The organism is Streptomyces sp. G7(2002), from assembly GCF_028870195.1.
GTDB lineage: Bacteria > Actinomycetota > Actinomycetes > Streptomycetales > Streptomycetaceae > Streptomyces > Streptomyces nigrescens.
This window is the reverse complement of sequence record NZ_CP102609.1, coordinates 4,691,169-4,717,298: the sequence shown is the minus strand read 5'-3', so window position 1 is coordinate 4,717,298 and position 26,130 is coordinate 4,691,169. Positions and strand designations below refer to the sequence as shown.

General features: G+C 73.4%; 21 protein-coding genes. 11 read left to right on the top strand and 10 right to left on the bottom strand.

What is annotated here, in order from left to right:
* Positions 1 to 27 precede the first annotated feature (27 nt).
* Both NUT86_RS19760 and NUT86_RS19755 read left to right on the top strand, forming a co-directional pair.
* Positions 28 to 1,389, top strand: a complete 1,362-nt coding sequence (locus tag NUT86_RS19760) for a sensor histidine kinase (protein WP_026170159.1) — start codon at positions 28 to 30, stop codon at positions 1,387 to 1,389.
* Positions 1,386 to 2,042: a response regulator gene (locus NUT86_RS19755; protein ID WP_018092623.1), complete on the top strand. Its 657-nt coding sequence runs from the start codon at positions 1,386 to 1,388 to the stop codon at positions 2,040 to 2,042. Before NUT86_RS19760 ends, NUT86_RS19755 begins: the two co-directional genes overlap by 4 nt.
* Positions 2,043 to 2,110: 68 nt before the next feature.
* On the opposite strand, the gene NUT86_RS19750 is transcribed toward NUT86_RS19755, so the two are convergent.
* From NUT86_RS19750 to NUT86_RS19740, 3 genes are all read right to left on the bottom strand, one after another.
* Positions 2,111 to 2,575: a BP74-related protein gene (locus NUT86_RS19750; RefSeq protein ID WP_018092624.1), complete on the bottom strand. Its 465-nt coding sequence runs from the start codon at positions 2,573 to 2,575 to the stop codon at positions 2,111 to 2,113.
* 279 nt (positions 2,576 to 2,854) lie between these two features.
* Positions 2,855 to 4,495 (bottom strand): ABC transporter permease, encoded by a 1,641-nt coding sequence (locus NUT86_RS19745; RefSeq protein ID WP_159487601.1) that lies wholly within the window; start codon positions 4,493 to 4,495, stop codon positions 2,855 to 2,857.
* Positions 4,492 to 5,439, bottom strand: a complete 948-nt coding sequence (locus NUT86_RS19740) for an ABC transporter ATP-binding protein (RefSeq protein WP_274736751.1) — start codon at positions 5,437 to 5,439, stop codon at positions 4,492 to 4,494. Before NUT86_RS19740 ends, NUT86_RS19745 begins: the two co-directional genes overlap by 4 nt.
* 94 nt (positions 5,440 to 5,533) lie before the next feature.
* Here NUT86_RS19740 and NUT86_RS19735 point away from each other — a divergent pair, with 94 nt between their 5' ends.
* Positions 5,534 to 6,091 (top strand): GbsR/MarR family transcriptional regulator, encoded by a 558-nt coding sequence (locus NUT86_RS19735; RefSeq protein ID WP_159487603.1) that lies wholly within the window; start codon positions 5,534 to 5,536, stop codon positions 6,089 to 6,091.
* A 24-nt stretch (positions 6,092 to 6,115) separates the two neighbouring features.
* Here the strand turns inward: NUT86_RS19735 and NUT86_RS19730 are convergent, their stop codons facing one another.
* The gene (locus tag NUT86_RS19730) at positions 6,116 to 7,099 is read right to left on the bottom strand and encodes a diacylglycerol kinase family protein (protein ID WP_274736748.1); all 984 of its coding nucleotides are present in this window, start codon (positions 7,097 to 7,099) and stop codon (positions 6,116 to 6,118) included.
* 206 nt (positions 7,100 to 7,305) lie between these two features.
* Here NUT86_RS19730 and NUT86_RS19725 point away from each other — a divergent pair, with 206 nt between their 5' ends.
* Positions 7,306 to 8,592: an adenylosuccinate synthase gene (locus NUT86_RS19725; protein ID WP_026170160.1), complete on the top strand. Its 1,287-nt coding sequence runs from the start codon at positions 7,306 to 7,308 to the stop codon at positions 8,590 to 8,592.
* Between the two features lie 58 nt (positions 8,593 to 8,650).
* Here the strand turns inward: NUT86_RS19725 and NUT86_RS19720 are convergent, their stop codons facing one another.
* From NUT86_RS19720 to NUT86_RS19705, 4 genes are all read right to left on the bottom strand, one after another.
* A complete protein-coding gene (locus NUT86_RS19720) occupies positions 8,651 to 10,450 on the bottom strand; it encodes a serine/threonine-protein kinase (RefSeq protein WP_446750826.1) in 1,800 nt (599 codons plus the stop codon).
* A 226-nt stretch (positions 10,451 to 10,676) separates the two neighbouring features.
* Positions 10,677 to 12,401: a serine/threonine-protein kinase gene (locus NUT86_RS19715; protein WP_159487607.1), complete on the bottom strand. Its 1,725-nt coding sequence runs from the start codon at positions 12,399 to 12,401 to the stop codon at positions 10,677 to 10,679.
* Positions 12,402 to 12,541: 140 nt separating this feature from the next.
* The gene (locus NUT86_RS19710) at positions 12,542 to 13,069 is read right to left on the bottom strand and encodes a MarR family winged helix-turn-helix transcriptional regulator (protein WP_266438172.1); all 528 of its coding nucleotides are present in this window, start codon (positions 13,067 to 13,069) and stop codon (positions 12,542 to 12,544) included.
* Positions 13,066 to 13,743 (bottom strand): DJ-1/PfpI family protein, encoded by a 678-nt coding sequence (locus NUT86_RS19705; RefSeq protein ID WP_266438169.1) that lies wholly within the window; start codon positions 13,741 to 13,743, stop codon positions 13,066 to 13,068. Before NUT86_RS19705 ends, NUT86_RS19710 begins: the two co-directional genes overlap by 4 nt.
* 312 nt (positions 13,744 to 14,055) lie before the next feature.
* Here NUT86_RS19705 and NUT86_RS19700 point away from each other — a divergent pair, with 312 nt between their 5' ends.
* From NUT86_RS19700 to NUT86_RS19690, 3 genes are all read left to right on the top strand, one after another.
* The gene (locus NUT86_RS19700) at positions 14,056 to 15,426 is read left to right on the top strand and encodes an aspartate aminotransferase family protein (RefSeq protein WP_274736741.1); all 1,371 of its coding nucleotides are present in this window, start codon (positions 14,056 to 14,058) and stop codon (positions 15,424 to 15,426) included.
* 162 nt (positions 15,427 to 15,588) lie between these two features.
* Positions 15,589 to 16,266 carry a GntR family transcriptional regulator gene (locus NUT86_RS19695; RefSeq protein ID WP_018092636.1) on the top strand — a complete coding sequence of 226 codons (678 nt, stop codon included), beginning with the start codon at positions 15,589 to 15,591 and terminating at the stop codon, positions 16,264 to 16,266.
* A 95-nt stretch (positions 16,267 to 16,361) separates the two neighbouring features.
* Positions 16,362 to 17,012: a hypothetical protein gene (locus tag NUT86_RS19690; RefSeq protein ID WP_018092637.1), complete on the top strand. Its 651-nt coding sequence runs from the start codon at positions 16,362 to 16,364 to the stop codon at positions 17,010 to 17,012.
* A gap of 339 nt (positions 17,013 to 17,351) precedes the next feature.
* On the opposite strand, the gene NUT86_RS19685 is transcribed toward NUT86_RS19690, so the two are convergent.
* Positions 17,352 to 18,107 carry an SLATT domain-containing protein gene (locus NUT86_RS19685; RefSeq protein WP_018092638.1) on the bottom strand — a complete coding sequence of 252 codons (756 nt, stop codon included), beginning with the start codon at positions 18,105 to 18,107 and terminating at the stop codon, positions 17,352 to 17,354.
* A gap of 354 nt (positions 18,108 to 18,461) precedes the next feature.
* On the opposite strand from NUT86_RS19685, the gene purD reads away from it, so the two are divergent.
* From purD to NUT86_RS19670, 3 genes are all read left to right on the top strand, one after another.
* Positions 18,462 to 19,736 (top strand): phosphoribosylamine--glycine ligase, encoded by a 1,275-nt coding sequence (gene purD, locus NUT86_RS19680; RefSeq protein ID WP_018092639.1) that lies wholly within the window; start codon positions 18,462 to 18,464, stop codon positions 19,734 to 19,736.
* Positions 19,737 to 20,184: 448 nt separating this feature from the next.
* Positions 20,185 to 22,083 carry a hypothetical protein gene (locus NUT86_RS19675; protein WP_274736737.1) on the top strand — a complete coding sequence of 633 codons (1,899 nt, stop codon included), beginning with the start codon at positions 20,185 to 20,187 and terminating at the stop codon, positions 22,081 to 22,083.
* Positions 22,084 to 22,319: 236 nt separating this feature from the next.
* Entirely contained in the window at positions 22,320 to 23,801 is a 1,482-nt protein-coding gene (locus NUT86_RS19670; RefSeq protein ID WP_266438157.1) for a N,N-dimethylformamidase beta subunit family domain-containing protein, read from the top strand.
* A gap of 46 nt (positions 23,802 to 23,847) precedes the next feature.
* Here the strand turns inward: NUT86_RS19670 and NUT86_RS19665 are convergent, their stop codons facing one another.
* Positions 23,848 to 24,747 (bottom strand): LysR family transcriptional regulator, encoded by a 900-nt coding sequence (locus tag NUT86_RS19665; RefSeq protein ID WP_266438154.1) that lies wholly within the window; start codon positions 24,745 to 24,747, stop codon positions 23,848 to 23,850.
* Positions 24,748 to 24,848: 101 nt separating this feature from the next.
* Between NUT86_RS19665 and NUT86_RS19660 the strand changes: the two genes are divergently transcribed.
* Entirely contained in the window at positions 24,849 to 26,108 is a 1,260-nt protein-coding gene (locus NUT86_RS19660; protein ID WP_274736734.1) for an MFS transporter, read from the top strand.
* Positions 26,109 to 26,130: the final 22 nt, after the last annotated feature.

The following is a 26,130-nucleotide window of genomic DNA, read 5'->3' as shown; positions in this document are numbered from 1 at the left end:
GGGCCGCCGTTGCTTACCGTTGTCAGCGTGAACGAGACGACCCAGAAGCAGGACTCTTTGCACTCGGAGGCACGGATAGCCCATGGCGTGCTGCACCGGCTGCGCCAGGACCTGTTCGTCGACGCCTTCGCCTTCCGCCCGCTGCCCCCGCTGGAAGATGCCAAGATCTCCCGGTGGGTGCCGTGGCTGCCCGAGCGGCTGCGACGCTGGGCGCGCTGGCTGCCGCATGTGACCGTCGGCTTCTTCTCGGCTTTCGTCCTCCTGGTGGACCTGGCCAGCTCCGGCCCCGGCCCGCTGCACGGCATGGTGGCCGCCGGCTTCTCCCTGCTGCTCGCCGCGCCGCCGATGCTCACCCTCTTCCGCCCGGTGGGCGCCTACTGGCTGTCGTTGGCCGCGTTCGCCGTCGCGTCGTTCGCCGAGGCGGCCTCCCCGTTCGCCAACCTCTTCTCGAACGGCGCCTTCGCCACCCACGTCATGGTGATGGTCCTCGTGGTGCTGCGCACCCGGCCGCGGCTGGCCATGGAGATGTGGCTGGTCACCTTTGCCGTGGCGGCGGTCCTGACCGTCCTGACCGGCACGGACCCGGGTGATCCGGCGCCGGTGGCGGTCTTCTGCGGAGTGATCCTGATCTCCGCCGCCGCGGTCCGTGCCTGGCGCGAGGAGCGCCAACAGGTCGTCAAGACGCAGACCGTCACCGAGGAGGAGCGCACCCGGCGGACGCTCCTGGAGGAGCGGGCCCTGATCGCACGCGAGCTGCACGATGTGGTGGCCCACCACATGTCCGTCATCGCCATCCAGGCCGAGGCGGCCCCCTACCGCGTCAAGGACACCCCGCCCGAGCTCGCCACGTCCTTCGCGACGATCCGGGAGAACGCCGTCGCCGCGCTCGCCGAGCTGCGCCGCATCCTCGGCGTGGTGCGCTCCGCCGACCCGGACGCCTTCGCCGAGAGCGACCCGGAGGCCCCGCAGCCGACGCTCGGCCACCTCGACTCGCTGCTCGACAGCGTCCGCGGTGCCGGGCTGACCGTCGAGGCCGTGATCACCGGTTCGCCCCGGCCGCTGCCGCAGGGCGTCGAGCTGTCCGCGTACCGGATCGTGCAGGAGGGGCTGAGCAACGCGCTGCGGCACTCGCCGGGCGCCGACGCCCGGGTGGAGATCTCCTATGTGCTGGGCGGGCTGGGAGTGCGGATCGTCAACGGGGCGCCCAGCCGGCTGGCCAAGCCGTCCCCGGGCGCGGGGCACGGAGTGCTGGGCATGCGGGAGCGGGTACAAATGCTGGGCGGCGAGATGACGGCCGACCACACCGAGGACGGCGGCTTCGAGGTCGCGGCGTTCATCCCGGTGGCGAACACAACGGGCGAGAAGAAGGCTGGGGGAGCACGCGCATGATCCGGGTATTGATCGTCGACGATCAGGTGATGGTCCGGGAGGGCTTCTCCGTCCTGCTCAACGCCATGCCGGACATCGAGGTCGTCGGGGAGGCGGTCGACGGCCGCGAGGCGGTGCGCAAGGTCGCCGTCCTCAAGCCCGATGTCGTCCTGATGGACATCCGGATGCCGGAGATGAACGGCCTGGAGGCGACCCGCGAGATCGTGGCCGCCGACGAGGGTGCCAAGGTCCTGGTGCTGACCACCTTCGATCTGGACGAGTACGTCTACCAGGCGCTGCGTTCGGGGGCCAGCGGCTTCCTCCTCAAGGACGCCTCGGCCGGCCAGCTCGCCGACGGCGTCCGCATCGTCGCCTCCGGCGAGGCGCTGCTCGCCCCCACCGTCACCAAGCGCCTGATCTCCGAGTTCTCCCGCCTCGGCACGCCCCGCGCCCCCGCCCAGGAGCGCATCGCCGACCTCACCGAGCGCGAGACCGAGGTCCTGGTGCTGGTCGCCCAGGGCCTGTCGAACGGGGAGATCGCCGAGCATCTCGTGGTCGCCGAGTCCACGGTGAAGACGCATGTCAGCCGCATCCTGGTGAAGCTGGGACTGCGCGACCGCACCCAGGCCGCGGTGTTCGCGTACGAGGCGCGGCTGGTGACGCCGGGGGGCTGAGCGCTCCGGGCGGGACGTGCGAGGGCCGCCGGCGATCGGAACCGCCGGCGGCCCGTGCGTACGGCCGTCTACGGCTGCGGGACCTCCCGCAGCAGCTTCGAGCTCCAGGGGCACCAGATCAGTCCGGGCAGGAACGGTCCGCCGGCCTCGTCCAGATGCTCTTCGACATAGGGCGTGGTGGCGTCACAGACCTCGATGGCGAAGTCGAAGAAGTCGATCGTCTCCGGGCGGAGATGGAAGCTCCAGCGCCAGTTGTACGGGGCGGGGCGCTTGTCGATCCGGCCGATGACATGGGGCTCCGAGCTGGTCGCACCGCTCAGCAGATCCCGGGCGTGCTGGATCTTGCGCGGGTCGGTGAGCTTGATGACGAATTCCGCGCGGGTGACATCGGTCATCACGAAGTATGCCGCCGAGTCGACCCGGTGGGGCTGCGCGGCGTCGCTCGTCTGCTTCCCCTGGGCCGGTCCGGCCGCCGTGACGGCGAGCAGTGCCGCCGCCGCGAGAATGCCGATCTTGGTGGTGATACGTCGCATGAACCCCTCCGGTGCCGCGGGTCGTGGTCACGACCGTGCACACGGAAAGTAACGGGTTGGTCACCAAGTGCTCCAGAGTTACTGCGAGTTAACACACCGCCAGGTGAAATGGCGAACAGTGACTGGCGGTTGGTCACGTCATGTGCTGTATCCACACCCTGTGGACGGCGAGGCGCCGACTCACCACGCGTACGGAAGTGCGCCGCCGGAGTCCGCTACAGCTCCGACGGCGCACGTCTTCAGGGGCGGCCGGCCGTGGGACGACGGGCCGCCGGGGGATCAGCCGATGTCGCGCCGGCGCACCCCCACCAGGCCCAGGAGGGCGAAGAGGGCGGAGAGCGCCAGCAGCCAGACGAACGGGGCGGCGGTGGCATCCGCGCCGGGGAGCTTGGGGAGATGGCTGTACGGGGAGAGATTCATCGCCCACGGAGGGAACTTGAGCGAGGGGCCGAGCCAGCCGATGGCCAGGCAGCCGCCGACGAGCGCCCAGACGGCGGGGGTGGCCTTCGGGAACAGCCCGAAGACGAGGACCGCCAGACCGGTGAGCGTCCAGACCGCCGGGACCTGGGAGAGCGCCGCGGCCAGCACCGGGCCCAGTTGGCCGCCGAGGTCGTCGGCCGAAAGGCCGTGGGCCAGGCCCAGGGCCAGGCCGCCGGAGGCCAGGATGACGGCGGTGCCCCCGTACGCGATGACCAGGTGGCTGCCGGCCCAGCGGAGCCGGCCCACCGCACCGGCCAGCACCGGCTCCGCGCGCTCCCCGGTCTCCTCGCCGCGCAGCCGGAGCACCGCACCGGCCGCGTAGAGCGACGCGACCATGCCGAGCAGTCCGGCCATGGTGGCCAGGAAGGCGTCGGTCAGGCCCTGTTGGCCGCCCATCCGCTCGACGATCTCGCGGGTCTGCTGATTGCCGCCGACCAGGTCGGAGGCGCCCTCGGCGATCCCGCCGAAGACCGCGCCGGCGCACAGGAAGCCGGTCGTCCAGCCCAGCAGGGTGGTGCGCTGGAGCCGCCAGGCCAGGCCGAAGGGACCGCTCAGGGAGCGCGGTGCGAGCGCTGGTCCGGGGCGGGCGGGCAGGAAGCTCATGCCGAGGTCGCGGCGGGCGGTCAGCGCGTAGGCGGCGGAGCCGGCCAGGGCGGTCGCCGCGAGGAAGAGCAGCAGGATCCACCAGCGTTCACCGGCGTACGGGCGGAGGTTCTCCGACCAGCCGATCGGGGAGAGCCAGGTGAGCGGGGAGGTGGCATCGGCCGTCGCGGCATCCCCCGCGGCGCGCAGGGCGAAGGCGAGGCCCAGGACCGCGCCGGTCAGCCCCTTGGCCAGCCGTGCGCTCTCGGTGAGTTGGGCGGCGATGGCGGCCAGGCCGGCGAAGAGCGTGCCGGTGCCGCCGATGGCCAGGCCGAGGGCGAGCGAACCGGCGGCCGGCCGGCCGGACAGGGCCGTCCCGCCCGCGATCAGCGCCGCGAGCAGGGAGTTGGCGATCAGGGCGGTCAGCAGGGCCGCGGTCAGCGGTGCCCGGCGGCCCACCATCGCGGCGGAGAGCAGTTCCTGACGGCCCGTCTCCTCCTCCTCGCGGGTGTGCCGGACCACGATCAGCAGACTCATCACCGCGGCGAGGACGGCGCCGAAGCCGGCCATCCGCCAGGCGACCAGACCGCCGACGGAGTCGCTGAAGACCGGTCCGTACAGCGCGCGCATCGAGCCGTTGTGGTTCATCGAGGCGGCCAGTCCGGCGCGCTGGGCGGCGGTGTCGTAGACCGCCTCGAAGGACGCGCCCATGGCGGCGACGGTCAGGCCCAGTGCCAGCACCCAGGCCGGGATCATCAGCCGGTCGCGGCGCAGCGCAAGGCGCAACAGGGTGCCGGTGCCCGCCAGATGGCGGGGGCGTGCGGCGCGGACGGGACGGGCCGCGGTCACGGCGGTCATCGCGCGACCGCCTCTCCGGTGCGGGCGTCGTCCTGGTAGTGGCGCAGAAAGAGCTCTTCCAGAGTGGGCGGGGTGCTGGTGAGGCTGCGGACGCCGGAGGTGCCGAGCGAGTGGAGCACGGCGTCGAGCTTGTCGGTGTCCACCTGGAGGCGGACGCGGTGGCCCTGGCTCCCCCGGATCGGCTGGGCGGACAGGCCGTGGACGCCGGGGAGGGAAGCCAGCCCGTTGGGCGGCCCGGCGAGTTCGGCGATGACCGAGGTGCGGGTCAGATGCCGCAGCTCGCCCAGTGAGCCGGATTCGACGGTCCGTCCCTTGCGGATGATGCTGACGCGGTCGCAGAGCGCCTCGACCTCGGACAGCACATGGCTGGAGAGCAGGACCGTACGGCCGCGGTCGCGCTCCTCGGTGACGCAGCTCTGGAAGACCTCCTCCATCAGCGGGTCGAGCCCGGAGGTCGGCTCGTCGAGGATGAGCAGATCGACGTCGGAGGCGAAGGCGGCGACCAGGGCGACCTTCTGGCGGTTGCCCTTGGAGTACGTCCGCCCCTTCTTGGTGGGGTCGAGTTCGAAGCGCTCCAGCAGCTCGGCCCGGCGCGCGGCGTCGAGTCCTCCGCGCAGCCGGCCGTAGAGGTCGATCACCTCGCCGCCGGAGAGGTTGCGCCACAGGGTCACATCGCCGGGGACATAGGCGATACGGCGGTGCAGCTCGACGGCGTCCTGCCAGGGGTCCTTGCCCAGGAGCCGGGCCGTGCCGCCGTCGGCGCGCAGCAGGCCGAGCAGTACCCGGATCGTCGTGGACTTGCCGGCGCCGTTGGGCCCGAGGAAGCCGTGTACCTCACCGGCCGCCACCTGCAGATCGAGGCCGTCCAGCGCATGGGTGCGGCCGAAGGACTTGTGGAGACCGTCGACCCGGATCGCGGGGGCGGTGGAGATTGCCTTGGTCATGATTTTGAAGCTACGCTAGATTCACAAATTTGTGAAGTTAAGAAACCGTATAAACTTGGGGTGGGTGGCTCTGAACAGGGGAGATGATGCGCATATGAGCGAGCAGGCACAGCAGAGTGCGGACCGGACGGACGACACCCGCCAGGACGGCGACGGCGCCACGCGTGACGACGAAGCGGTCTCGCGGTTCGTCGAGCGGTTCGCCTCGCAGTTGGTCGAGGCCGGTATGCAGCGGATGTCCGCCCGGGTCTTCGCCTGTCTGCTGGCCTCCGACTCCGGCGTGCTGACGTCCGCCGAACTCGGCGAGCGCCTCCAGGTCAGCCCGGCCGCCGTCTCCGGCGCGATCCGCTATCTCTCCCAGGTCGACATGGTCAGCCGGGAACGTGAGCCCGGCTCCCGCCGCGACCGCTACCGCGTGCACAGCGACCAGTGGTACGAGGCGCTGGCGCGCCGGGACAACGTCCTCACCCGCTGGGAGGGCACTCTGCGCGAGGGCGTCGACAGCCTCGGCGAGGACTCGCCCGCGGGCCGCCGGATCGCCGAGACAGTGATCTTCTTCGAGTTCCTGCAGAAGGAGCTCGCAGGGTTGCTGCAGCGCTGGCGCGAACACCGCGACCAGCTGCGGGCCGACCTCGAAAGCGCCGACCGCTGAGGCGTGTCCGCGGGGGGCCGGCGCTCAGCCCCGCGGCAGCTGCAGCCGCCAGGCCGCCGGCTGCACGGTCCAGGTACGGGTCCTGACCGGCCCGCCGACCACCGCATCCGCCCGGTAGTGGAAGTCCGCGCCGGACACCGTCACCGCCCGCGCCCGGGTCCGCACCGGCCGCGCCCCGCCCGGCCAGTGCACCACGACCTCGGCCAGCTCACGGCCGTCACCGGCACCGGCCCCCGGCCGCGGCCCGTCCGCCCCGGTCTGTCCGCCGGGCACCACCGAAACCCCGCGCACCGGCCGGTCCAGATCCGCCAGCAGCACTCCGTCCGCCTCGATCCGCAGCCGCTGCCCCGGTACCCGGGCCCGCCGTGCGCCCAGTCCGGCCGCCGGCGCCGCCAGCAGCGCCAGCGCCGTACGGGCGGTCCGCGCGGCCGGCTTCCACCACGGCCGGGGCCCGTCGAGGCTGTCCACCGGGCCACCCCGCCCGCCCAGGGCGTCGGCCGGTCCGACGGGGGCCGGCGGCGGGGCCGTCCCCGGCACATACGCCCCGTGCCCCAGCCGGGTCGCCTCGCTCCCGCAGGGGATGCGCAGTCCGCCCAGCACGATGCCGTCGCTGTCGTCCGTGAGCAGATCCATCGGCCGCTCCCCGCCGTCGAGGACGGCCCGCGCGGCGGCCACCGTGTCCGTGGGGACGCCCAGCGCGCGGCTCAGCGCGACGGCGGCCGGGGCGCCGACCGGGACCATCGACAGCGGCACCGCGGCCAGCTCGCGCTCCTTGTGCAGCAGGCCCACCACCCGCAGCAGCGTCCGGTCGTCACCGATCACCACCGGGCGGCGGTGGCCGCGCCGGGCGAGCATCCGCGCGAATTCCTCCGGCCCCTCCGGAAGACAGATTTTCGCGCCCGCGCCCGCGCACAGGACATCCTTCGCGATCCGCACGGACTCGCCGTCCGTACTGCGGGCGACCGGGTCGATGACCACGAGCAGGGGGTACCCCCGAACGGAGTCCACGGGAGAGTGCCCAGAAGGCTGCGCCGACACCTCGGTCCTTCCTCAGGTAGCATCTCGGTGCAAGAGCCCCTTGCGCTATTGCGCCAGGGGCTTCGTCTATTCCGGGGCACCGGTCCGACGGCTCCAGTGATGACGTACGCGTGAACAGGCACGCCGACGCCATCCACGCACGTTGGACATGCCCCGCCCGGAAGGGGTGTACGCCTGTGCCCGCACTTGTGCTGCTCGGTGCTCAGTGGGGTGATGAAGGCAAGGGAAAGGCCACCGACCTGCTCGGTGGATCCGTGGACTATGTGGTGCGCTACCAGGGCGGCAACAACGCCGGCCACACGGTCGTCGTCGGCGACCAGAAGTACGCACTGCACCTTCTCCCTTCCGGAATCCTCTCGCCGGGGTGCACCCCGGTCATCGGCAACGGCGTCGTCGTGGACCCGGCGGTCCTGCTCTCCGAGCTGAGCGGACTCAACGAGCGCGGCGTCGACACGTCCAAGCTGCTGCTCAGTGGTAACGCGCATCTGATCACGCCGTACAACATCACCGTCGACAAGGTGACGGAACGGTTCCTCGGCAAGCGGAAGATCGGCACCACGGGCCGCGGCATCGGCCCGACCTACGCCGACAAGATCAACCGCGTCGGGATCCGTGTCCAGGACCTCTACGACGAGTCGATCCTGGAGCAGAAGGTCGAGGCGGCCCTCGACGTCAAGAACCAGCTGCTCACCAAGCTCTACAACCGCCGCGCCATCGAGGCCGGCCAGGTCGTCGAGGAGCTGCTGGGCTACGCCGACAAGATCAAGGGCTATGTCGCCGACACCACCCTGATCCTCAACAAGGCGCTCGACGACGACAAGGTGGTCCTCTTCGAGGGCGGCCAGGGCACGCTGCTGGACATCGATCACGGCACGTACCCCTTCGTCACGTCCTCGAACCCGACCGCGGGCGGCGCCTGCACGGGTGCGGGCGTCGGTCCCACGAAGATCAGCCGCGTCATCGGCATCCTCAAGGCCTATACGACGCGCGTCGGCGCCGGTCCGTTCCCGACCGAGCTCTTCGACGAGGACGGCGAGGCGCTGCGCCGCATCGGCGGCGAGCGCGGCGTCACCACCGGCCGGGACCGCCGCTGCGGCTGGTTCGACGCGGTCATCGCCCGCTACGCCACCCGCGTCAACGGCCTGACCGACTTCTTCCTCACCAAGCTCGACGTGCTCACCGGCTGGGAGCAGATCCCGGTCTGTGTCGCCTACGAGATCGACGGCAAGCGCGTGGAAGAGCTGCCGTACTCGCAGACCGACTTCCACCACGCCAAGCCGGTCTACGAGATGCTCCCCGGCTGGTCCGAGGACATCACCAAGGCGAAGTCGTTCTCCGACCTGCCGAAGAACGCCCAGGCGTACGTCAAGGCGCTGGAGGAGATGTCCGGCGCCCCGATCTCCGCGATCGGCGTCGGCCCCGGCCGCGACGAGACGATCGAGATCAACTCGTTCCTGTCCTAGGGACACCGCCGGGGGACCTCCGCGGTCCCCCGGCACGGCGCAGCGGACAGCCGCGCGGCTACTTCACCCTGGAGTAGCCGCGCGGCTGTTTGTCGTCGCCCAGGAACTCGCGGTGCAAGGTGCCGTTGGCGGCCAGACTGAGCACGGAGGTGCTGCTCGGTGTGCAGCCGGGCGCGGCCCGGTCCACGACCGACGGGCCGACGGTCAGCTTGCCGCCCTCCGCCGCGTAGAGGTCGGCGTGCGCCGTGCAGCGGCCGGCGCGGCCCACGACGACGGTGCTGAGGACCGTGCTGCCCGCCGGGGCCTGTTCGACGGTCAGCTGCTGGCTGCCGTAGCCGTCGTCGTTCGGCCGCCGCCAGGTGCCGACGAAGCCGGCCGGGACGGTGGCGTCGGCCGGGGCGACGCGGTGCAGGGTCGCGGTGCGTCCGGCCGCGGCCCAGGTCAGGGTGCCGGCGCCGCCCTCCTCCAGGGTGTGCTCGCCCAGCGCGGAGCAGCGGCCGGCCGGGACGGACCGGACGACCTTGGTGTCCAGGCGCAGCGCCGGGTGCCCGTCGTGCCGGGTGACGGACACCAGCTTGCCGTCGCTGCGGCATTCGTAGGTCGCCCCGAGGCTGGTGCTGTTCGCGACCACCTCGCCGACCGTGCCGTGGGTGATCACGAACCGCCGCTGCTGCCCGGTCGGCGTCCCGTCCCGCAGCACCGGGCCGGACCAGGTGCCGACATAGCGGGCCGGGATGTCGGACGCGCTGTCGTCGGCGTCCGCCCCGCCGCTCAGCAGCGGGACCGCGGCGGCGGCCGTAGCGGCCGCGACGACGGCGGTGGCGGCGAGGGGGAGCCAGCGACGGCGGCGGCGTCGCTCCGCCGGGGTGGGCGGGGGCGGTGCCGGACTCGGCAGGGTTTTGGTGGTCAGCACCGTCGGCGGCTGGCCGCCGGGCGGGGTGTCGGTGTCCAGGAGGAGCACGGCGTGCTGCCCCAGGCGGGCGATCAGCTCGGCCGGCAGCCAGGGCGGGGCCGACGGGCCACCGGGGACCGGCCCGAGACGCTCGGCGAGCTCCTCGGGGGTGGGCCGCGCCGCCGGGTCCTTGGCCAGGCAGTCCAGGATCAGCGCGCGGATCCCGTCCGGCACCGCGGCCACGTCCGGCTCCTCCTGCGCGATCTTGAACATCACCGCATGGACACCCGAAGCGGGATTGCCGAACGGCTGCCGCCCGGTCGCCGCGTACGCCAGCACCGAGCCCACACAGAAGACATCGCTGGCCGGGGCGACGCGCTGCCCCGTGACCTGCTCGGGCGACATGAAACTGGGCGAGCCGAGCACCGTGCCCGCCCGGGTCTGGGTCTGCTCCCCGACCGAGTCCAGGGCCCGCGCGATCCCGAAGTCGATGACCCGCGGCCCGTCGATGGTGAGCAGCACATTGGACGGTTTGAGATCGCGGTGCACCAGACCGACGCCGTGGATGTCGCGCAGCGCGCAGGACAGTCCGTACGCCAGCCGCCGCAGCGAATCCTCCGGCAGCGGGCCGTAGCTGCCGGCACGGCTGTACGACCCGACGACCTCGCTCAGTGTGGGGCCCGCGATATAGCCGGTGGCGACCCAGGGGACCGCGGCCTCGGTGTCGGCGTCCAGCACCGGCGCGGTCCAGCGCCCGCCGACCCGCCGCGCGGCCGCGACCTCGGCCCGGAAGCGGTCCCGGAACTCCTCCTCGGCGGCGAGTTCGGCCTTCACCAGCTTCACCGCGACGGTCCTGCCGCCCTCGGAACGGGCGAGGTAGACCCGCCCCATCCCGCCGCTGCCGAGACGGCTGAGCAGCCGGTAGTCCCCGATCCACTGCGGATCGTCGGCCGTCAGCCCCCGCAGGCCGTCCATCCGGGCACCCTCCCCCGTGTCGTTCCGTGCCTGAGGCGCGTGGCGGCAGCAGGCGTCTCCCGAGCCTAGGCCGCCCGGGATCGCGCTATGGCCGACAGAGCGTCACGACGGGAGAACGATCGAGGGGTGACAGGGGAATGACGGACGCGTGACCAGGAGGAACGGCCGAACTGCCCGCGCCGGGCCGTCGCCGGACGCTGCGTCACCCGGGCGCCCTTCACCCCTTCTTGTCAGCCGTCACCCCGCTCTTGCGGTACGACAGCGCCTTCCCGTCGTCCGAGACGCGGCGCAGCTTTCCGCCCACCATCTCCAGGGTGCTCGACTCGCCGGGCTCGCAGCCGTCCGTTCCGGAGACCACCGTGGACGGGCCGAGGCGGACCGGGGGACCCGCGCTGATCAGGGTGGCGGCGAACGCGCAGCGGTAGGACGCTCCGGTCGCCGTCATCGTCAGCACGGTGTCACCGGTCTCGCCCTGGGTGAGCGTGAGGCGCCGGGCGTTGACGCCGGATCCGTCGAGTGTCGTCTCCCACGTGCCGAGATAGTCCGTGGGAATGCCCCCGTTCGCGGCGGACTGCGCCGACGCCCGGCCGTCCTTCGTGTCCTCCGCCCGTACACCGCCGCCGTCACCGCCGAGCACGGCGTACACGGTGGCCGCACCGGCCCCGGCCAGCACCAGCGCGACCGCGGCGAACCGGGCCACACCGGCACCACGACGACGGCGCGGGGCCGGGGCGGGTGCCGGGGCAGCGGGGCCGTGGTGCCCGTGGGCGGCATGGGGCGCATCCGGCGCCGGATGTGCCGCGCCGGGACGCGGGGGCGGCGTCGCCGGGATGCGGCCCGGTGCGGGCGTGTGCGAAACGGCGGTGGGCAGCGCATGCACCGCGCCGGGCCCCTCCGGGGCGGGCGACGGGGCCGCGGACGGTGCCCCGGCCCGGCCGCCGCCCCGCGCATACTCCCCGTCCTGCGGGTCCTCCGCCTCCAGCAGCTCCACGGCGTGCCGCCCCAGCCGGGCGACCAGTGCCCCCGGCAGCCACGGCTCGTCGTCCGTGCCCGGCCGGTCGCCGGTCCCGCGCTCCGCCTGCGCCACCAACTCCTCGGGCGTGGGCCGCTGTTCCGGGTCCTTGGCCAGGCATCCCGCGACCAGCTCGCGCAGCCCGTCGGGCAGTGCGGAGAGATCGGGCTCCTCCTGGGCGATGCGGAACATCAGGGCGTGCGCGATGCTGTTGTCCGTGCCGAACGGCTGCCGTCCGGTCGCCGCGAAGGCCAGTACGGACCCGAGGGAGAAGACATCGCAGGCCGGGGTCAGCGGCTCGCCGCGCACCTGCTCCGGTGACATGAAGCCCGGTGAGCCGACCGAAGCGCCGGTACGCGTCACCCCGTTGCCGGTGACCGCCTCCAGCGCCCGCGCGATCCCGAAGTCGATGACGCGCGGACCGTCGATGGTGAGCAGCACATTGGACGGCTTGAGGTCGCGGTGGATGATCCCGGCGGCATGGATCGCGCCCAGCGCACGGGCCAGCCCGGCGGCCAGGATCCGTACGCTCCGCTCGGGCAGCGGAGTGCCGCCGCCGACGACCCGCTGCAGGGAGGGGCCCGCGATATAGCCCGTGGCGACCCAGGGGGTCCCGGCCTCGGTGTCCGCGTCCAGTACGGGCGCCGTCCACTCCCCGCCGACCTGCTGCGCGGCCCGTACCTCCCGCCGGAAGCGGGCCCGGAACTCCTCCTCGCCGGCCAGCTCCGAGTGCACCAGCTTGACCGCGACCGTACGGCCGCGGTCCGAACGCGCCAGGAACACCCGTCCCATACCGCCCTGGCCGAGCCGCCCGAGCAGGCGGTAGTCCCCGATCCGCGCCGGGTCCTGTGCGTCCAGCGGCCGCAGCCATCCGGCCCGTTCCGCGCGCCCCGGCCGTCCCTGCTGCCCAGCACGTATCGGCTGTTCCACGATTCCCGTCGCCCTTTCCCCCGAAGCCGCCCAGTGAGCGAGTGGACGCCGGCGCCTCCGCACCCGGGGTCTGCCCGCGGTCTCTCGTCCGCGGTGAGGATATCGAGCGTCCGCCGCGCACCGGCAGGCCCGTCCGCCCCTTAGTCCTCCGCGGCCGGCGGGGTCCGTGGCGGACCGGGCAACTCGTCCAGCGCCGCCGACAGCTCCTCCAGCGCCGTCGTGACCCGTTGGAACCCCTCCGGCCCGCCGAGCTGTGCGCGCAGCCGGGCGGCGAACTCCGCATGGCCGGGGGTGATACGGGCGACGGCGGCCCGGCCCTCCTCGGTCGGGGCGAGGAGTTTGGCCCGCCGGTGCGCCGGATTCGGCCGGTATTCGGCGAGGCCGCGGGCAACAAGGAGGTCCGCGATGCGCTGCACGCTCTGGCGGGTGATGCCCATCGCGCGGGCGATACCGGCAACGGACAGCGGCTCGGGCAGCACGGCGCCCAGCACCTGCCACCAGGCGGCGGTCAGCCCGGCCGGACGGGCGAGGCCGTCCGCGACGCCGAGGAACTGCCCGTTGAGCCGGAAGACGGCGAGTGCGGTACGGCTGAGGAGCTCCGGGGCCTGAGGGGCTTCGGGCGTCACCGGCTCGGGGGCCCGGGGCGCGTCGTCCCGGGCCGCACTCATACGGCCCCGCCCTCGGACTCGGCCCCGGCAGGCCCGTCCGCCCCGTCCCCCGCCGTCATCAGCACGGGAAAGGCCTCGGCGTCGGAGTGCGCGAACAGGCGGAACCAGGCGTCCAGAATCCGCGGCTCCATGACGTCGAGTTCGGCGAAGATCTCCCGGGCGAAGGCCACCGGCGCGGTCGGACCCGCCGTGATCAGACCGCGGGCGCGCACCGCGTCGTCCTCGCGGTAGTGGCCGCCGCCCCGGTAGCCGGGCTGCGCGGCGAGGTACGGGGCGGCGCCGCTGGTGTGCGGACGGTCGTCCAGCAGGCCTTCCCGGGCCAGCCCCGCGGTCGCGCCGCAGATCGCCGCGACCGGCACCCCGGCGGCCAGGAACTCCCGGGCCTTGGCCGCGAACGGCACCAACTCCTCGCCGGTGTCCCACAGTTCGGCGCCGGGGAGGATCAGCAGCGCACTGTCCTCGGGCCGCAGGGCGTCGAGCGCGAGCTCGGGCACGATTCGCTGCCCGCCCATGGTCGTCACCGGCCGGCCGGTGGTGGCCGCGACGGTGACCACGTCGTAGGCGCCCCGCGCCGGGCGGAAGTAACTGCCGCTGCGGAGATGGCTGATGGCGTGGCCGTACTCCCAGTCGGCAAGCGTGTCGTAGGCGGCGAGGTGCACGGTGCGCGAGGTCATGAGAGCTCCTTGGCCGGCAGCGGAACCGGGTCCGCCGTTCCCTGTGTCTCGTTGACAGCATCCTGTCGTATCGACAACATGCTGTCAACGCATCACACCCGCGAAGCCCCGCCACAACAGGGCCGGCCGCGCGGCGCACGGCGACCCCGCCCGAAGCCCTCGATTCCGGACAGCCGGACAGAGTGTCCGTACGCCGTGCGTGGAGTCACACACACTGTCGGTACCGGGCGCCGGGCCGTGATCCCTAGGCTGAGGGCGTTCGCCGCGACCGTCCTCCGGCGGACCCGAGCGACCCGATCCGAGGTACTGACCGTGACCACGACGCCCTCCGCCATTGCCGCCGACCCTGCTGCCGGGGCAGCCGTGAAGGCCGCCGACCGCGCGCACGTCTTCCACTCCTGGTCCGCGCAGGGCCTGATCGACCCGCTGCCGATCGCCGGCGCCGAGGGGTCGTACTTCTGGGACTACGACGGCAACCGCTACCTCGACTTCTCCTCGCAGCTGGTCAACACCAACATCGGCCACCAGCACCCCAAGGTCGTCGCGGCGATCCAGGAGCAGGCCGCGAAGCTGTGCACCATCGCACCCGGCTTCGCCGTGGACGTCCGGTCCGAGGCCGCCCGGCTGGTCGCCGAGCGCACCCCCGGCGACCTCGACAAGATCTTCTTCACCAACGGCGGCGCGGAGGCCGTGGAGAACGCGGTCCGGATGGCCCGCCTGCACACCGGCCGCGCCAAGGTGCTCTCCGCCTACCGCTCGTACCACGGCGCCACCGCCACCGCGATCAACCTGACCGGTGATCCCCGCCGCTGGCCCTCGGACACCGCCTCGGCCGGTGTCATCCACTTCTGGGGCCCGTTCCTCTACCGCTCGGCCTTCCACGCCGAGACGGAGGAGCAGGAGTGCGAGCGCGCCCTCGCGCACCTGGAACAGACCATCGCCTTCGAGGGCCCGCAGTCGATCGCGGCGATCATCCTGGAGACCGTCCCCGGCACCGCCGGGATCATGGTCCCGCCGGCCGGCTACCTCGCCGGGGTCCGCGAGATCTGCGACCGCCACGGCATCGTCTTCATCCTCGACGAGGTCATGGCGGGCTTCGGCCGCACCGGCCACTGGTTCGCCGCCGACCACTTCGGCGTCACCCCCGACCTGCTGACCTTCGCCAAGGGCGTCAACTCCGGCTATGTCCCGCTGGGCGGCGTCGCGATCAGCGCCGAGATCGCCGCCACCTTCGACCAGCGCCCCTACCCGGGCGGTCTGACCTACTCCGGCCACCCGCTGGCCTGCGCCTCCGCCGTCGCGACCATGAACGCGATGGCCGAGGAGCGGATCGTGGAGAACGCCGCCGACATCGGCGAGCGGGTCATCGGCCCCGCGCTGCGCGAGATCGCCGACCGCCACCCGTCCGTCGGCGAGGTCCGCGGCCTGGGCGTCTTCTGGGCCCTGGACCTGGTCAAGAACAAGGAGACCCGCGAGCCGCTGGTGCCGTACAACGCGTCCGGCGCCGCCAACGCTCCGATGGCCGAATTCGCGGCGGCCTGCAAGCGCGGCGGTCTGTGGCCGTTCGTGAACATGAACCGGACGCATGTCGTCCCGGCCTGCACGGTCACCGAGGCCGAGGCCAAGGAGGGCCTGGCCGCCCTCGACGAGGCCCTGACGGCGGCCGACGCCCACACCGTCTGAGTCCGGGGCCGGGCCCGCCCGGCGGCCGGAACCGCAGGTCACAGGCGTGCCGTAGGGCATGCTCACGGCAACCTCGGGCAGCGGACCGACGCGGCCCTCGCCTATCGTGGGCGGGGGCCGCTCCCACTTGCGCGGTCATGGACGTCTAAGGAGACGCACACGATGCCCGCCGGCGGAGACAGCTCAGTCATACGACGCAGCACCCTGCGCCAGCAGATCGCCGACGCCCTGCGCGACGAGGTCCTGGCCGGCCGGCTGCCGTCCGGCCACCCCTTCACCGTCAAGGAGATCGCCGAGCAGTACGGCGTCTCCGCCACACCCGTGCGCGAGGCGCTGCTCGACCTGTGCGCCCAGGGCCTGCTCGACGTCGAACAGCACCGCGGCTTCAAGGTGCACGCCTTCACCGCCGAGGACTTCCGGGCCATGGTCGAGGCCCGCACCCTGGTCATCGAGGGCATCTTCCGCAGCGGCGCCGACCAGGCACTGCGCGCCACCTCCGCGGGAGTGCTGATCTCCATCCGCCGCCGCGCCGACGAGGCCGAACGGGCCGCGCGGGCCGGCGACCTGGACGTCCTGATCGGCTACGACCTGCGGTTCTGGCGCGAGCTGAGCAGCATCGTGAACAACGCCTACATCAGCGACTTCCTCGACCGGATCCGCGTCCAGACCTGGATGTTCGCGGTCCCGCTGCTGCGCCGCGAACCCGACCTCAAGGGGCTGCTCTGGCACGGCCACAGCGCCCTGGCCGACGCCCTCCTCCAGCACGACCTGGCCACCGCGCAGCGGCTGATCGCCGAGTACAACGAGCACTCCCTCGCTCTCGTCGGAACGCGCGGCTAGCACTACGCTGTCCCGACCATCGGCCGTAATGGGCCGTACCCGTAGCTGTACGTGCGCCGGTGTCCCTGTCCCCGACCGGAAGCGAGCCCACACTCGTGGCATGTGACCTGTGGCTGGTACCCCTCGTCGATGTGCTGTGCCACAGCCCCGACAACCCGTTCTCCGAAGAGATCGCCGCCTACGACAAGGCCCTGACGGAAGCGGGCCTGCCACCGGTCCCGGTCTTCAGCTACATGCCCGGCCTGTCCGGTGACGTCGCGCCGGTCGCCGGCTTCGACTACGACGCCCTGCACTTCCTGCGCCGCGCCTACCTGCTGCGGCTGTGCAACCTGGAAGTGACACCGGTCGACGAACTGGGCGGTGACTACGAGCAGTTGCTGGAGATGTTCGAGGCCACCGCGCAGCAGTCCCACCTGGTGTGGCACTACGACCACGCGGGCGCCTACGTCCCGGTCGACTTCCCGCACCCGCTCGCCAACGACGAACTGCTGGAGGGCGGCGGCCCGCTGGGCTCCTCGCACGGCCTGCTGCGCGACCTCGAACTGGTTGCGCCATCCCTCGGCATCGATCCGGCCAATCCGCCCGCCGCCCCCGCCCCGCCGGCCGGCCCCACCTCCCTGGAGGAACGGGCGAACGCCGTCCCCCCGGACAACAGCCCCTTCGCCCGCGAACGCCACGTATGGCTGGGCCTCCACGCCGCCGCCACCCGAAGCCTCGCCCAAGGCTCCATGATCGTCTTCAGCTGACCCACCCATCGCCTTCTCCCGCCCACCACCGTCCCCACCCACCGGCCTTTTCCCCACCCACCCACGGGAGGGGACGGGCCGGAGGGGCAGGGTTTCCGGACGTAAAGCGAAGCAGTCCGGACACCCTGCCCCGGAGGCCCGTCACCGCACCCCGACAGCCCCGCGCAGCGGCCCGGCCCGCCGCAGGCGCCACGGCGGGGCACCCGCAAGCATCACCCGCGCCCAAGCCCCGCGCAGCGGACGCCGGCCCGCCGCAGGCGCAACGGTGGGAAAGCCGAAAACGTGGGCCCGAGGCAAAGCGCAGCGGACCGGCGGGAAAGCCGAAAGCGTGGGAAGCCATCACTCAGGCGGCCGCTGCCGAGGCATATTCGGCCGAGCCCGATGCGGCACCGCGAACCGCCCCGCCGCAGGCGCCCCTTCCTGACGCGGAGAAACGGCGGCAGAGCCGCCCCCGTCCGCGGCAAAGCGCAGCGAATCGGCCCGGAACTCCGCCATCCAGCCGGCCGTTTCGGCCCGCACCAGCTCCCCGAGGTCCTCGTTGAACCGCCGCAGCACCCCCAGACAGCGTTCCGCCGCCTCGCCCGCCGTGCCCTCGGCGGGCCCGAGCACCTCCCGCACGCTCTCCGTCGCCCAGTCGAACTGCAGCGCCTCCAGCCGCCGGTGAATCGCCTGCGCGGTCGCCAGATCCCGCATCCAGCCGGCGGTCACCCCGAAGTACCGGTCGCCGCCCAGACACACCGCCGCCAGCAGCAGCGACAGACATCCCCAGGACGCGCCGCCCTCCCAGATCCCGGCGAGATCCAGCAGCGGCAGCGCCCCGCCGACGGTCACTCCGGCCGCGGCGCCCAGCCGCAGCGCCCGCGCGCCGCGGCGCTTGGCCAGCCGGTCGTGCAGATACCAGTCGGCGGCGCGCAGCGCGCCCTCCTCGGTCCAGAGATAGAGCGCGTCGAGGCGGTCGGCCGGTTCCCCCCAGTCGCCGAGAGGGAAGACCCGTCCCGCGAGATCCCTCCGGCCGGGGCCTTGGCCGCCGCTCTCCCGAGTGGGGCGGCTGCTCTCCCGAGGGGGTCCCTCGGGCTGCATCTCCGGCTGACTCACCCGGGCACTCCCTCTCTACGCTCTCTACAGATTGCACGCGACAGATACGTGCCGTGACGCGTGACAGATACGCGCGGTGCACACATGCCAGATACGCGCGGTGCACACGTGACATACGGGACAGCCGTTGCACGCTGCACGCCGCCCCCTTCCTACCGCCGAACGGCTGGCGTCGGCCCCACAATCACGCTCTTTCCGCCCGGAAGTGGTGCGGGATCGGGTATAAGGCCGCCGGGTGCCTCACCCGAAAGAGTGGCCAACGCGGTGACACACGGTTTCCGGCCGCCCCGGCGCCGCTCGCCCCCGGGCCCGGCCGACGTCCGGGTGTCCGGAGCTCTCGTCTAGGCTGCCACCGTGAAGGTCCTCGTCATCGGCGGCGGCGCCCGCGAACACGCCCTGTGCCGCTCTCTGTCCCTCGACCCCGACGTCACCGCGCTGCACTGCGCTCCCGGCAACGCCGGCATCGCCGAGGTGGCCGAATTGCACGGGGTCAACGCCCTCGACGGCGCGGCCGTCGCCGAACTCGCCGTCGGCCTGGAGGCCGATCTGGTCGTGGTCGGTCCCGAGGCCCCCCTGGTGGCGGGCGTCGCGGACGCCGTACGCGACCGCGGTATCCCGGTCTTCGGCCCCTCGGCCCAGGCCGCCCAGCTGGAGGGCTCCAAGGCCTTCGCCAAGGACGTGATGGCCACCGCGGCCGTCCCCACGGCCCGCAGCTATGTCTGCACCACCCCGGAAGAGATCGACGAGGCCCTGGACGCCTTCGGCGCGCCGTACGTCGTCAAGGACGACGGGCTGGCGGCCGGCAAGGGCGTGGTCGTCACCGAGGACGTCGAGGCCGCCCGCGCCCACGCGCTGGCCTGCGACCGCGTCGTCATCGAGGAGTTCCTCGACGGCCCGGAGGTCTCCCTCTTCGCGGTCACCGACGGCGAGACCGTCGTCCCGCTGCAGCCCGCCCAGGACTTCAAGCGGGCCTACGACGGTGACCTGGGCCCCAACACCGGCGGCATGGGTGCCTACAGCCCGCTGCCCTGGGCCGACCCCAAGCTGGTCGACGAGGTCATGGCCACCGTCCTGCAGCCCACCGTCGACGAGCTGCGCCGCCGCGGCACCCCGTTCTCCGGGCTGCTCTACGCGGGCCTGGCGATCACCTCCCGCGGGGTGCGCGTGATCGAGTTCAACGCGCGCTTCGGCGACCCGGAGACCCAGGTCGTCCTCGCCCGCCTCAAGACCCCGCTCGCCGGCCTGCTGCGCGCCGCGGCCACCGGCACCCTCGCCGCCCTCCCGCCGCTGCGCTGGAGCGACGGCGCGGCGGTCACCGTCGTCATCGCCTCCCACAACTACCCGGACACCCCGCGCACCGGCGACCCGATCGACGGTCTCGCCGACGTCGTGGCGCAGGACGGCCCCAAGGCGTACGTCCTGCACGCCGGCACCAAGCGCGACGACTCCGGCGCGGTGCTCAGCGCGGGCGGCCGGGTGCTGTCCGTCACCGCCACCGGCGGGGACCTCACCACCGCCCGCGAGCGCGCCTACCGCGCCGTCGGCCGGATCTCCCTGGACGGCTCCCAGCACCGCACGGACATCGCGGCCAAGGTCGCGGACGACGCCGCGGACGCACAGCGGTCCTAGCCGCGACGGCGCACGGGCCGCACGGACGCGCCCGTCGCGCCGGTCGCAGCTGATGACATCTCCCCTGGGGCACATGGCACATACCGTGGCATATGCCCCAGGTCTGTGGGTGCAGACCGGGCCGAATCGCCCGCGGCCCCGCTCTTTCCGGCACCGGTTCCCGGCTTTGCCCAAAGCCATTCCATCGAGTGACCGCACCAAGTAACCGGCTGACGAGACGAAAACCCCCAACTAGGGTTCCGCGCAAGCGTCCTGCGGTGGCCGTGCCGGATTCCGGCACGGTGATCACGGTGGCGTCCGGCAAGTGGCTCACCGGCATTGCGATGTCAGTGGCCGGTGCCACAGTGGGTGGGGAGTGAGCTCGCTCCGCACAACGCGCAATTCTCGTACGTCCGTCCCGTGTTCTCTCCGTCCGGCTCCATCAGGACAGCAGGGGGTGTACAGGCTCGTGGCAAGTCCGGAAACAGGCGTCCTGGCGGCGCGTGCCCGCGCCCTCGCCGTGCTGCGGATCCGCAGTACCGCGCTGGCCGTGGCACTGCTGCCCGCGGCCGTGGCCGTGGTGCTGCTCGCCGGCCGGGCAACCGGCCATCTCGGCGCGGGCACCGGCTGGGACCTCGCCCGCTGGATCACCGGCGGCCTCGCGGTGGTCAGCCTGCTGCTGGCCGCGCTGGTCGCCGTGGTCGTCGCGCGCGCCAGACCGGCCCTCAGCCCGTCCGTCCCGATCTCCGAGAAGTCGGCCCCCGATCTCTACCGTCTGGTACGTGATCTCGCCGACCGTCTGGAGGTCCCCGCGCCCTCCGCCATAGCGCTCACCCCGGACTGCGACAGCTGGCTCGAAGACCGCACCCACCGCGCACACGGCCCGCCCCGCCGTAGTGGGGCACCGGCAGGCGGGGAGCGCCGGGTGCCCGAGGCGCCGGTCCTGGTCATCGGCTCGCCGTTCCTGTGGTGGATGCGGGTCGCCGAGCTGCGCGCCCTGCTGGCCCCCGTCGTGGCCGGCACCGGCCCGTCCTCCCACCCCGACATAGCCGCCGCCCGCCGCTTCATCCGCGGCCTGGACGCCGCGGTCGCGGTCGCCGCCCGCGCCCGGCGCCCGGTGCGGGACCTCCCGCTGCGCTTCGTCGGCCGGGTGGCGCGACTGCTGCTCCGGGCCGGCCGCGAACACGCCACGATCATGGAACGCGCCGTCGCGACCGCCGCCTCCGAGCGCGCCCAGACCGTCGACTACGGCCTGCGGATCGTCGCCCAGGAGCAGGTCGGCCTGGCGTACGCGGGCTGGGACCGGCTGCTGACCCGGGTCGCGCTGCCGGCCTGGCGGATGGGCCGCTGGCCGTCCCGGCTGGACGCCGGTGTGGTCTCCGCGCTCACCGAACTCTCCCGCCGCGACCGCCTCGCCGACGGCTTCGCCTCCCGTCTGGGCGAGCGCCCCGCCTGCGACCTCCTGGAGGAGCCGGGCGCCATCGACCGCGCCGCCTCCCTGCTGGCCGCCCGTCTCTTCCACGGCGGTCCGGCCGAGCCGGGACCCGACTGGTCACCGGTCGGCTGGAACCAGTACCCGGAAGAGGTCGTGGACCGTAAATGGCGTCTGGAGGCCGCCCGCCTCCACCGCGTACTCGACAACCTCCCGGCGACCGCGCTCCCGGCGCCCCCGCCCGCGCCGGCGGCCCCGGCCCAGGAGCCCGCCTCCGCCGCCCCGCCCCTCTCGTACGCCCGCACCGCCGCCCGTACACCCGGCGACCGCCCGGCGGAGCGCCCGCCCGCCGACGAGCCCTCCCCGGGCCCGTCCGCCGCCGAGCCCTCCTTGAGCCTGCCCGCCGACGAGCCCTCCCTGGGCCCGCCCGCCGCCGACCGCCGTGACGAGCCGCAGCCCGCCCCGGCCCCCGGCCCCACGCTGGCCCGCGTCATCGACCGGCTCGCCCAAGGCGAGAGTGCGGGCGATCTCGTCGCCGCCCGGCTGGGCGCGGAGGTCGAGCGGGAGGAGCGCGAGGAGGCGGCCCGCCAGGCCGCCCGCGGCACCTCGCAGCAGGACGCGGCCCTCGGTGTGGCCTGGGGCGACGGCATGGCCGAGGGCGGCCTCCCGCTGTTCCCGCTGCAACCGCCCCGTACGGGCCGTGAGCTGCTCGCCGACCACGTCACCGCCATGGTCTGCTGCGCCGCCGTCGACACCGCCGGTGCCGCCCCCGGCCTGGACTGGCTCGACGGCCCGGCGCTGCTGGTCGACGGCGCCCGCCGGGCCGACCTCGGCCGCCCGGTGCTCAGCCTGGTCGACGACGGCGATGCGGAGCCGCTCCGCGGCTGGCTGACGACGATCGGCGTACGGCCGGAAAAGCCGGTCCGGCTGGTATGACCCCGGGCCCACGGCGGCCGGCAGGAAGCCGCCCCTCCAAGGCACGACGCTCGACCGGCTGAATGTTCCCTTCCAGTTCGCATTTCGGGGGCGGTTGCATCTAAATTCACGACGAAGGGTGACGGAGTGGGTGCGTAATGTGATGTGCTGGGGGGCGGCCGGCCGGGTTCGTCCCGCCGGCGCAGCACCGGCCCGAGGGGCCGCGGCCGATGGGGGACGCGGGAGGGGAGTGGAAGGTGGCGACGGATCAGATCAGGCGCTGGGAGTCGGGCGCCCTCGCCCACGCGGTCACGGACCCGTTCGGGCAGGGCCCGCTGCCCTGGCTGCGCGGCAGCGAGAACTACTTCGACTCCGGCCGCATCATCCCCTGGTACGTCGACCCCGCCGTCGCCCAGGGCGATCTGGGCGAGCCCGCTCCCCACAAGCACAACGGCCCGCGCACCGCCGATGACGTGCACCGCCAGATCAAGGGCTTCGCCGGCCCCGGCGCGGTGGCCCCCGGCGAGGCCATCGACTTCCGGGTCTCGGTCGATCCGCCCCAGCCGTTCAGCATCGACGTCTACCGCATCGGCCACTACGGCGGCACCGGCGCCCACAAGGTCACCACCAGTCCGCGGCTGGCCGGTATCGTCCAGCCGCCGCCGCTGACCGCCGAGCGCACGGCCTCCTGCCATCACTGGTGGCTGTCCTGGCGCCTCCAGGTCCCCACCTTCTGGAACCTCGGCGCCTATGTCGCGGTGCTCACCACCGCCGACGGCCGCTACCGCTCCCACATCCCCTTCACGGTCCGCGACAACGAGCCCGCCGATCTCCTCCTGCTGCTGCCCGACATCACCTGGCAGGCCTACAACCTCTACCCGGAGGACGGCCGCACCGGCGCCAGCCTCTACCACGCCTGGGACGAAAAGGGCGCCCTGCTCGGCGAACAGGACGCCGCCACCACCGTCTCCTTCGACCGCCCCTACGCCGGCGCCGGCCTGCCCCTCCATGTCGGCCATGCCTACGACTTCATCCGCTGGGCCGAGCGCTACGGCTACGACCTCGCCTACGCCGACGCCCGCGATCTGCACGCCGGCCGGGTCGACCCGTCCCGCTACCGCGGCCTGGTCTTCCCCGGCCACGACGAATACTGGTCGGTGCCCATGCGCCGCACGGTCGAGGCCGCCCGCGACACCGGCACCTCCCTGGTCTTCCTCTCCGCCAACACCATGTACTGGCAGGTCGACCTCTCCCCGTCGCCCTCGGGCCCCGACTCCCTGCTCCACTGCCGCAAGCGCCAGGGCCCCGGACGCCCCGCGCTCTGGCGGGAGAACGGCGATCCCGAGCAGCGGCTGATGGGCATCCAGTACGCCGGCCGGGTCCCCGAACCGGCCCCCCTGGTCGTCCGCAACGGCGGCCACTGGCTGTGGGAGGCCACCGGCGCCCATGAGGGCGATGAGCTCCCCGGCCTGGTCGCCGGTGAGGCCGATCGTTACTTCCCACGCACCAGCCTCCCCAAGCACACCGAACGCATCCTGCTCGCCCACTCCCCGTACCGCGACAGCGAGGGCACCCGCCGCCATCAGGAGACCTCCCTCTACCGAGCCCCCAGCGGCGCCTGGGTCTTCGCCTCCGGCACCTTCGCCTGGTCGCCCGCCCTCGACCGCCCCGGCCATGTCGACCAGCGCGTCCAGCGCGCCACCGCCAACCTCCTCGACCGCATCTGCAAACGCGACTGAGCCCGGCGCGGCAGGGCCCGTCCGACCCTGATCCGTCGGACAGGCCCTATCGCGCGGCGGCCGGCCCCAACTCCCGTGCCAGCGCGACGGTCAGCGCCCGGAAGATCCGCACCTCCGGATCGGGGTCCTGCTCCCGGGTCGCGAGCACGCTGTGCGCCCACGGCGCGTCCAGCACCGGTATGTACACGGTGCCCGGCCACGGGTAGTAGCGCGCGAACGACTTCAGCGCCGAGCCCGCACCCCGCCCCGCCGCCACGCTCGTCAGACAGTCGTGCGGGGTCAACGCACAGTCCGGACTGCGCCGTTCACCCTCGTCGAAGTACAGATAGTCGGTGAAGGGCCGCGGGGTGTGCGGCGGCAGCCGCAGATACGGCAGGTCGATGATGTCCGCCCGCCGCACCCCCTCCCGCGCGGCGTCCGCGAGCGAGGACGCCGCGGACACCACCACGATCCGCTGCTCGGTCGTCAGCACATCGACCGTGATCCCCTCGCTCCGGAACGCGGGACGGACGAACGCCACATCCACCCGGTCCTCGCGCAGTGCGCTGCAGTGCTCGGTGAAGGTCAACTGAACCAGCGACAACGGGACTTCGGGCCGCGCCCGGCGGAAGGCGCTGACCGCGGCCGGGGTCACCTCGGCCGATCCGTGCCCCATGACGCCGACCCGCAGCGGCCGCCGCGGCGCCGCCCCCTGGGCCACGTCCGCCACATCGTCCATGGCGGCGTTGGCGGCGGCGAGCAGCGTACGGGCGTGGGAGACCAGCCGCCGCCCGGCCGGGGTCGGCGCCACCGGGCTCCGCTCCAGCAGCGGGGCGCCGAACTCCCGCTCCAGTTGCTGAATGTGCCCGGTCACCGCCGCGGGAGACAGGAACAACCGGGTCGCCGCCCGCCCGAAGTGCCCTTCCTCGACCACGGCAAGGAAGGAGGAGAGCCGCCGCAGATCCATACGCCCCACGATAATTCCGGGCACGCGCCCGCCCCCGGGACCGTTCACACTTCCTGAACGGGGGAGGCGCCGCGGCCCGCGCGGCCCGTACAAAGCCCTGCATGACGACCACGGCACCCGCACGCCTCCCCACAGGCTGCCCTCCGCTCCCGCCCCGCCACTGGCTGCGCACCGGATGGGTCATGACCGCGTCGGGCTGGAGCGCCAACCAGTTCTCCGCTCTGCTCGGCGCCTACCACTCCGGCCCCGGTCTGACCGCGGCCACCACCAGCGCACTCTTCGGCGTCTACGTCCTCGGCCTGATCCCCGGTCTGCTCCTGGGCGGCCCGCTCGCCGACCGGCGCGGTCGCCGCCCCGTCGTGTTCAGCGCGCTCGCGATCTCCGCGCTGGCGACCGCGCTGCTGATGGCGGGCGCGACGGCCACCGGACTGCTGTGGCCCGGCCGCTTTCTGACCGGCATCGGCGCCGGTGCCCTGCTCAGCGCCGGCAGCGCCTGGATCAAGGAGCTGTCCTCACCGCCGTACGACACCGTCTCGGCGGCCGGTGCCGCGGCCCGCCGCTCGGGGCTCTTCCTCTCCGCGGGCTTCGCCACCGGCGGCCTGGCGGCGGCACTGACCGCCCAGTGGGCCCCCGCGCCCCTGATCACGGCCTACCTCCCGCACCTCGCCCTCTCCGCGGCCGCCGCCCTCCTCGCGGCCCGCACCCCGGAAACCGCCACCCCCGGCGGCCAGTTGGCGGCCGCCACGACGGCCGCGCCTGTCCCCGCCCCTGCCCCTGCCCCTGCCCCCGGTACCGCCTTCCGCCGGCTGGTCGCCCCGGTCGCCCCCTGGGTGTTCGTCGCCCCCAGCATCGCCCTCGCCACCCTCCCCGGGCTCGTCGACGCCGGGCTCACCGGCTGGCAGACCGTGTACGCCGGCATCGTCACCGCGGTCACCCCCGGCACCGGCCTGCTCGTCGCCCCGCTCGCCCGCCGCCTCGCCGCCCGGCACCGCATCGCCACCGCCGTCGCCGGGCTCGCCGCCGTCATCCTCGGCCTGCTCCTCGCCGCCCTCGCCGTCGCCTGCGTACGGCCCGACGCCGCCCTGCTCGCCGCCGCCGTCCTCGGCGCCGGCTACGGCCTGTGTGTGGCGTACGGCCTGACCGAGGTCGCTGCCCTGGCACCCCCGGACCGACTGGCCCGCCTCACCGCACGCTTCTGGGCCCTGTGCTACCTGGGCTTCTGCACCCCGTACGCGATCACCCTGCTCACCGGCTGGTTCACCCCGGCCACGGTCCTGCTCGCCGCGGTCGTCCCGGCCGCGACCACCCTCGCGCTGATCACCCACCGGGGCACCCGCTGCGGGACCCGCCGCCCCGTCTGACGCCGGGCTCCGGGGGCACACC

Bases quoted from the DNA above. Each gene is read 5' to 3' on its own strand.
- NUT86_RS19755 (WP_018092623.1), top strand. From the start codon at position 1,386: ATGATCCGGGTATTGATCGTCGACGATCAGGTGATGGTCCGGGAGGGC.
- NUT86_RS19750 (WP_018092624.1), bottom strand. From the start codon at position 2,575: ATGCGACGTATCACCACCAAGATCGGCATTCTCGCGGCGGCGGCACTG.
- NUT86_RS19745 (WP_159487601.1), bottom strand. From the start codon at position 4,495: ATGACCGCCGTGACCGCGGCCCGTCCCGTCCGCGCCGCACGCCCCCGC.
- NUT86_RS19740 (WP_274736751.1), bottom strand. From the start codon at position 5,439: ATGACCAAGGCAATCTCCACCGCCCCCGCGATCCGGGTCGACGGTCTC.
- NUT86_RS19735 (WP_159487603.1), top strand. From the start codon at position 5,534: ATGAGCGAGCAGGCACAGCAGAGTGCGGACCGGACGGACGACACCCGC.
- NUT86_RS19710 (WP_266438172.1), bottom strand. From the start codon at position 13,069: ATGAGTGCGGCCCGGGACGACGCGCCCCGGGCCCCCGAGCCGGTGACG.
- NUT86_RS19705 (WP_266438169.1), bottom strand. From the start codon at position 13,743: ATGACCTCGCGCACCGTGCACCTCGCCGCCTACGACACGCTTGCCGAC.
- NUT86_RS19695 (WP_018092636.1), top strand. From the start codon at position 15,589: ATGCCCGCCGGCGGAGACAGCTCAGTCATACGACGCAGCACCCTGCGC.
- NUT86_RS19665 (WP_266438154.1), bottom strand. From the start codon at position 24,747: ATGGATCTGCGGCGGCTCTCCTCCTTCCTTGCCGTGGTCGAGGAAGGG.
- NUT86_RS19660 (WP_274736734.1), top strand. From the start codon at position 24,849: ATGACGACCACGGCACCCGCACGCCTCCCCACAGGCTGCCCTCCGCTC.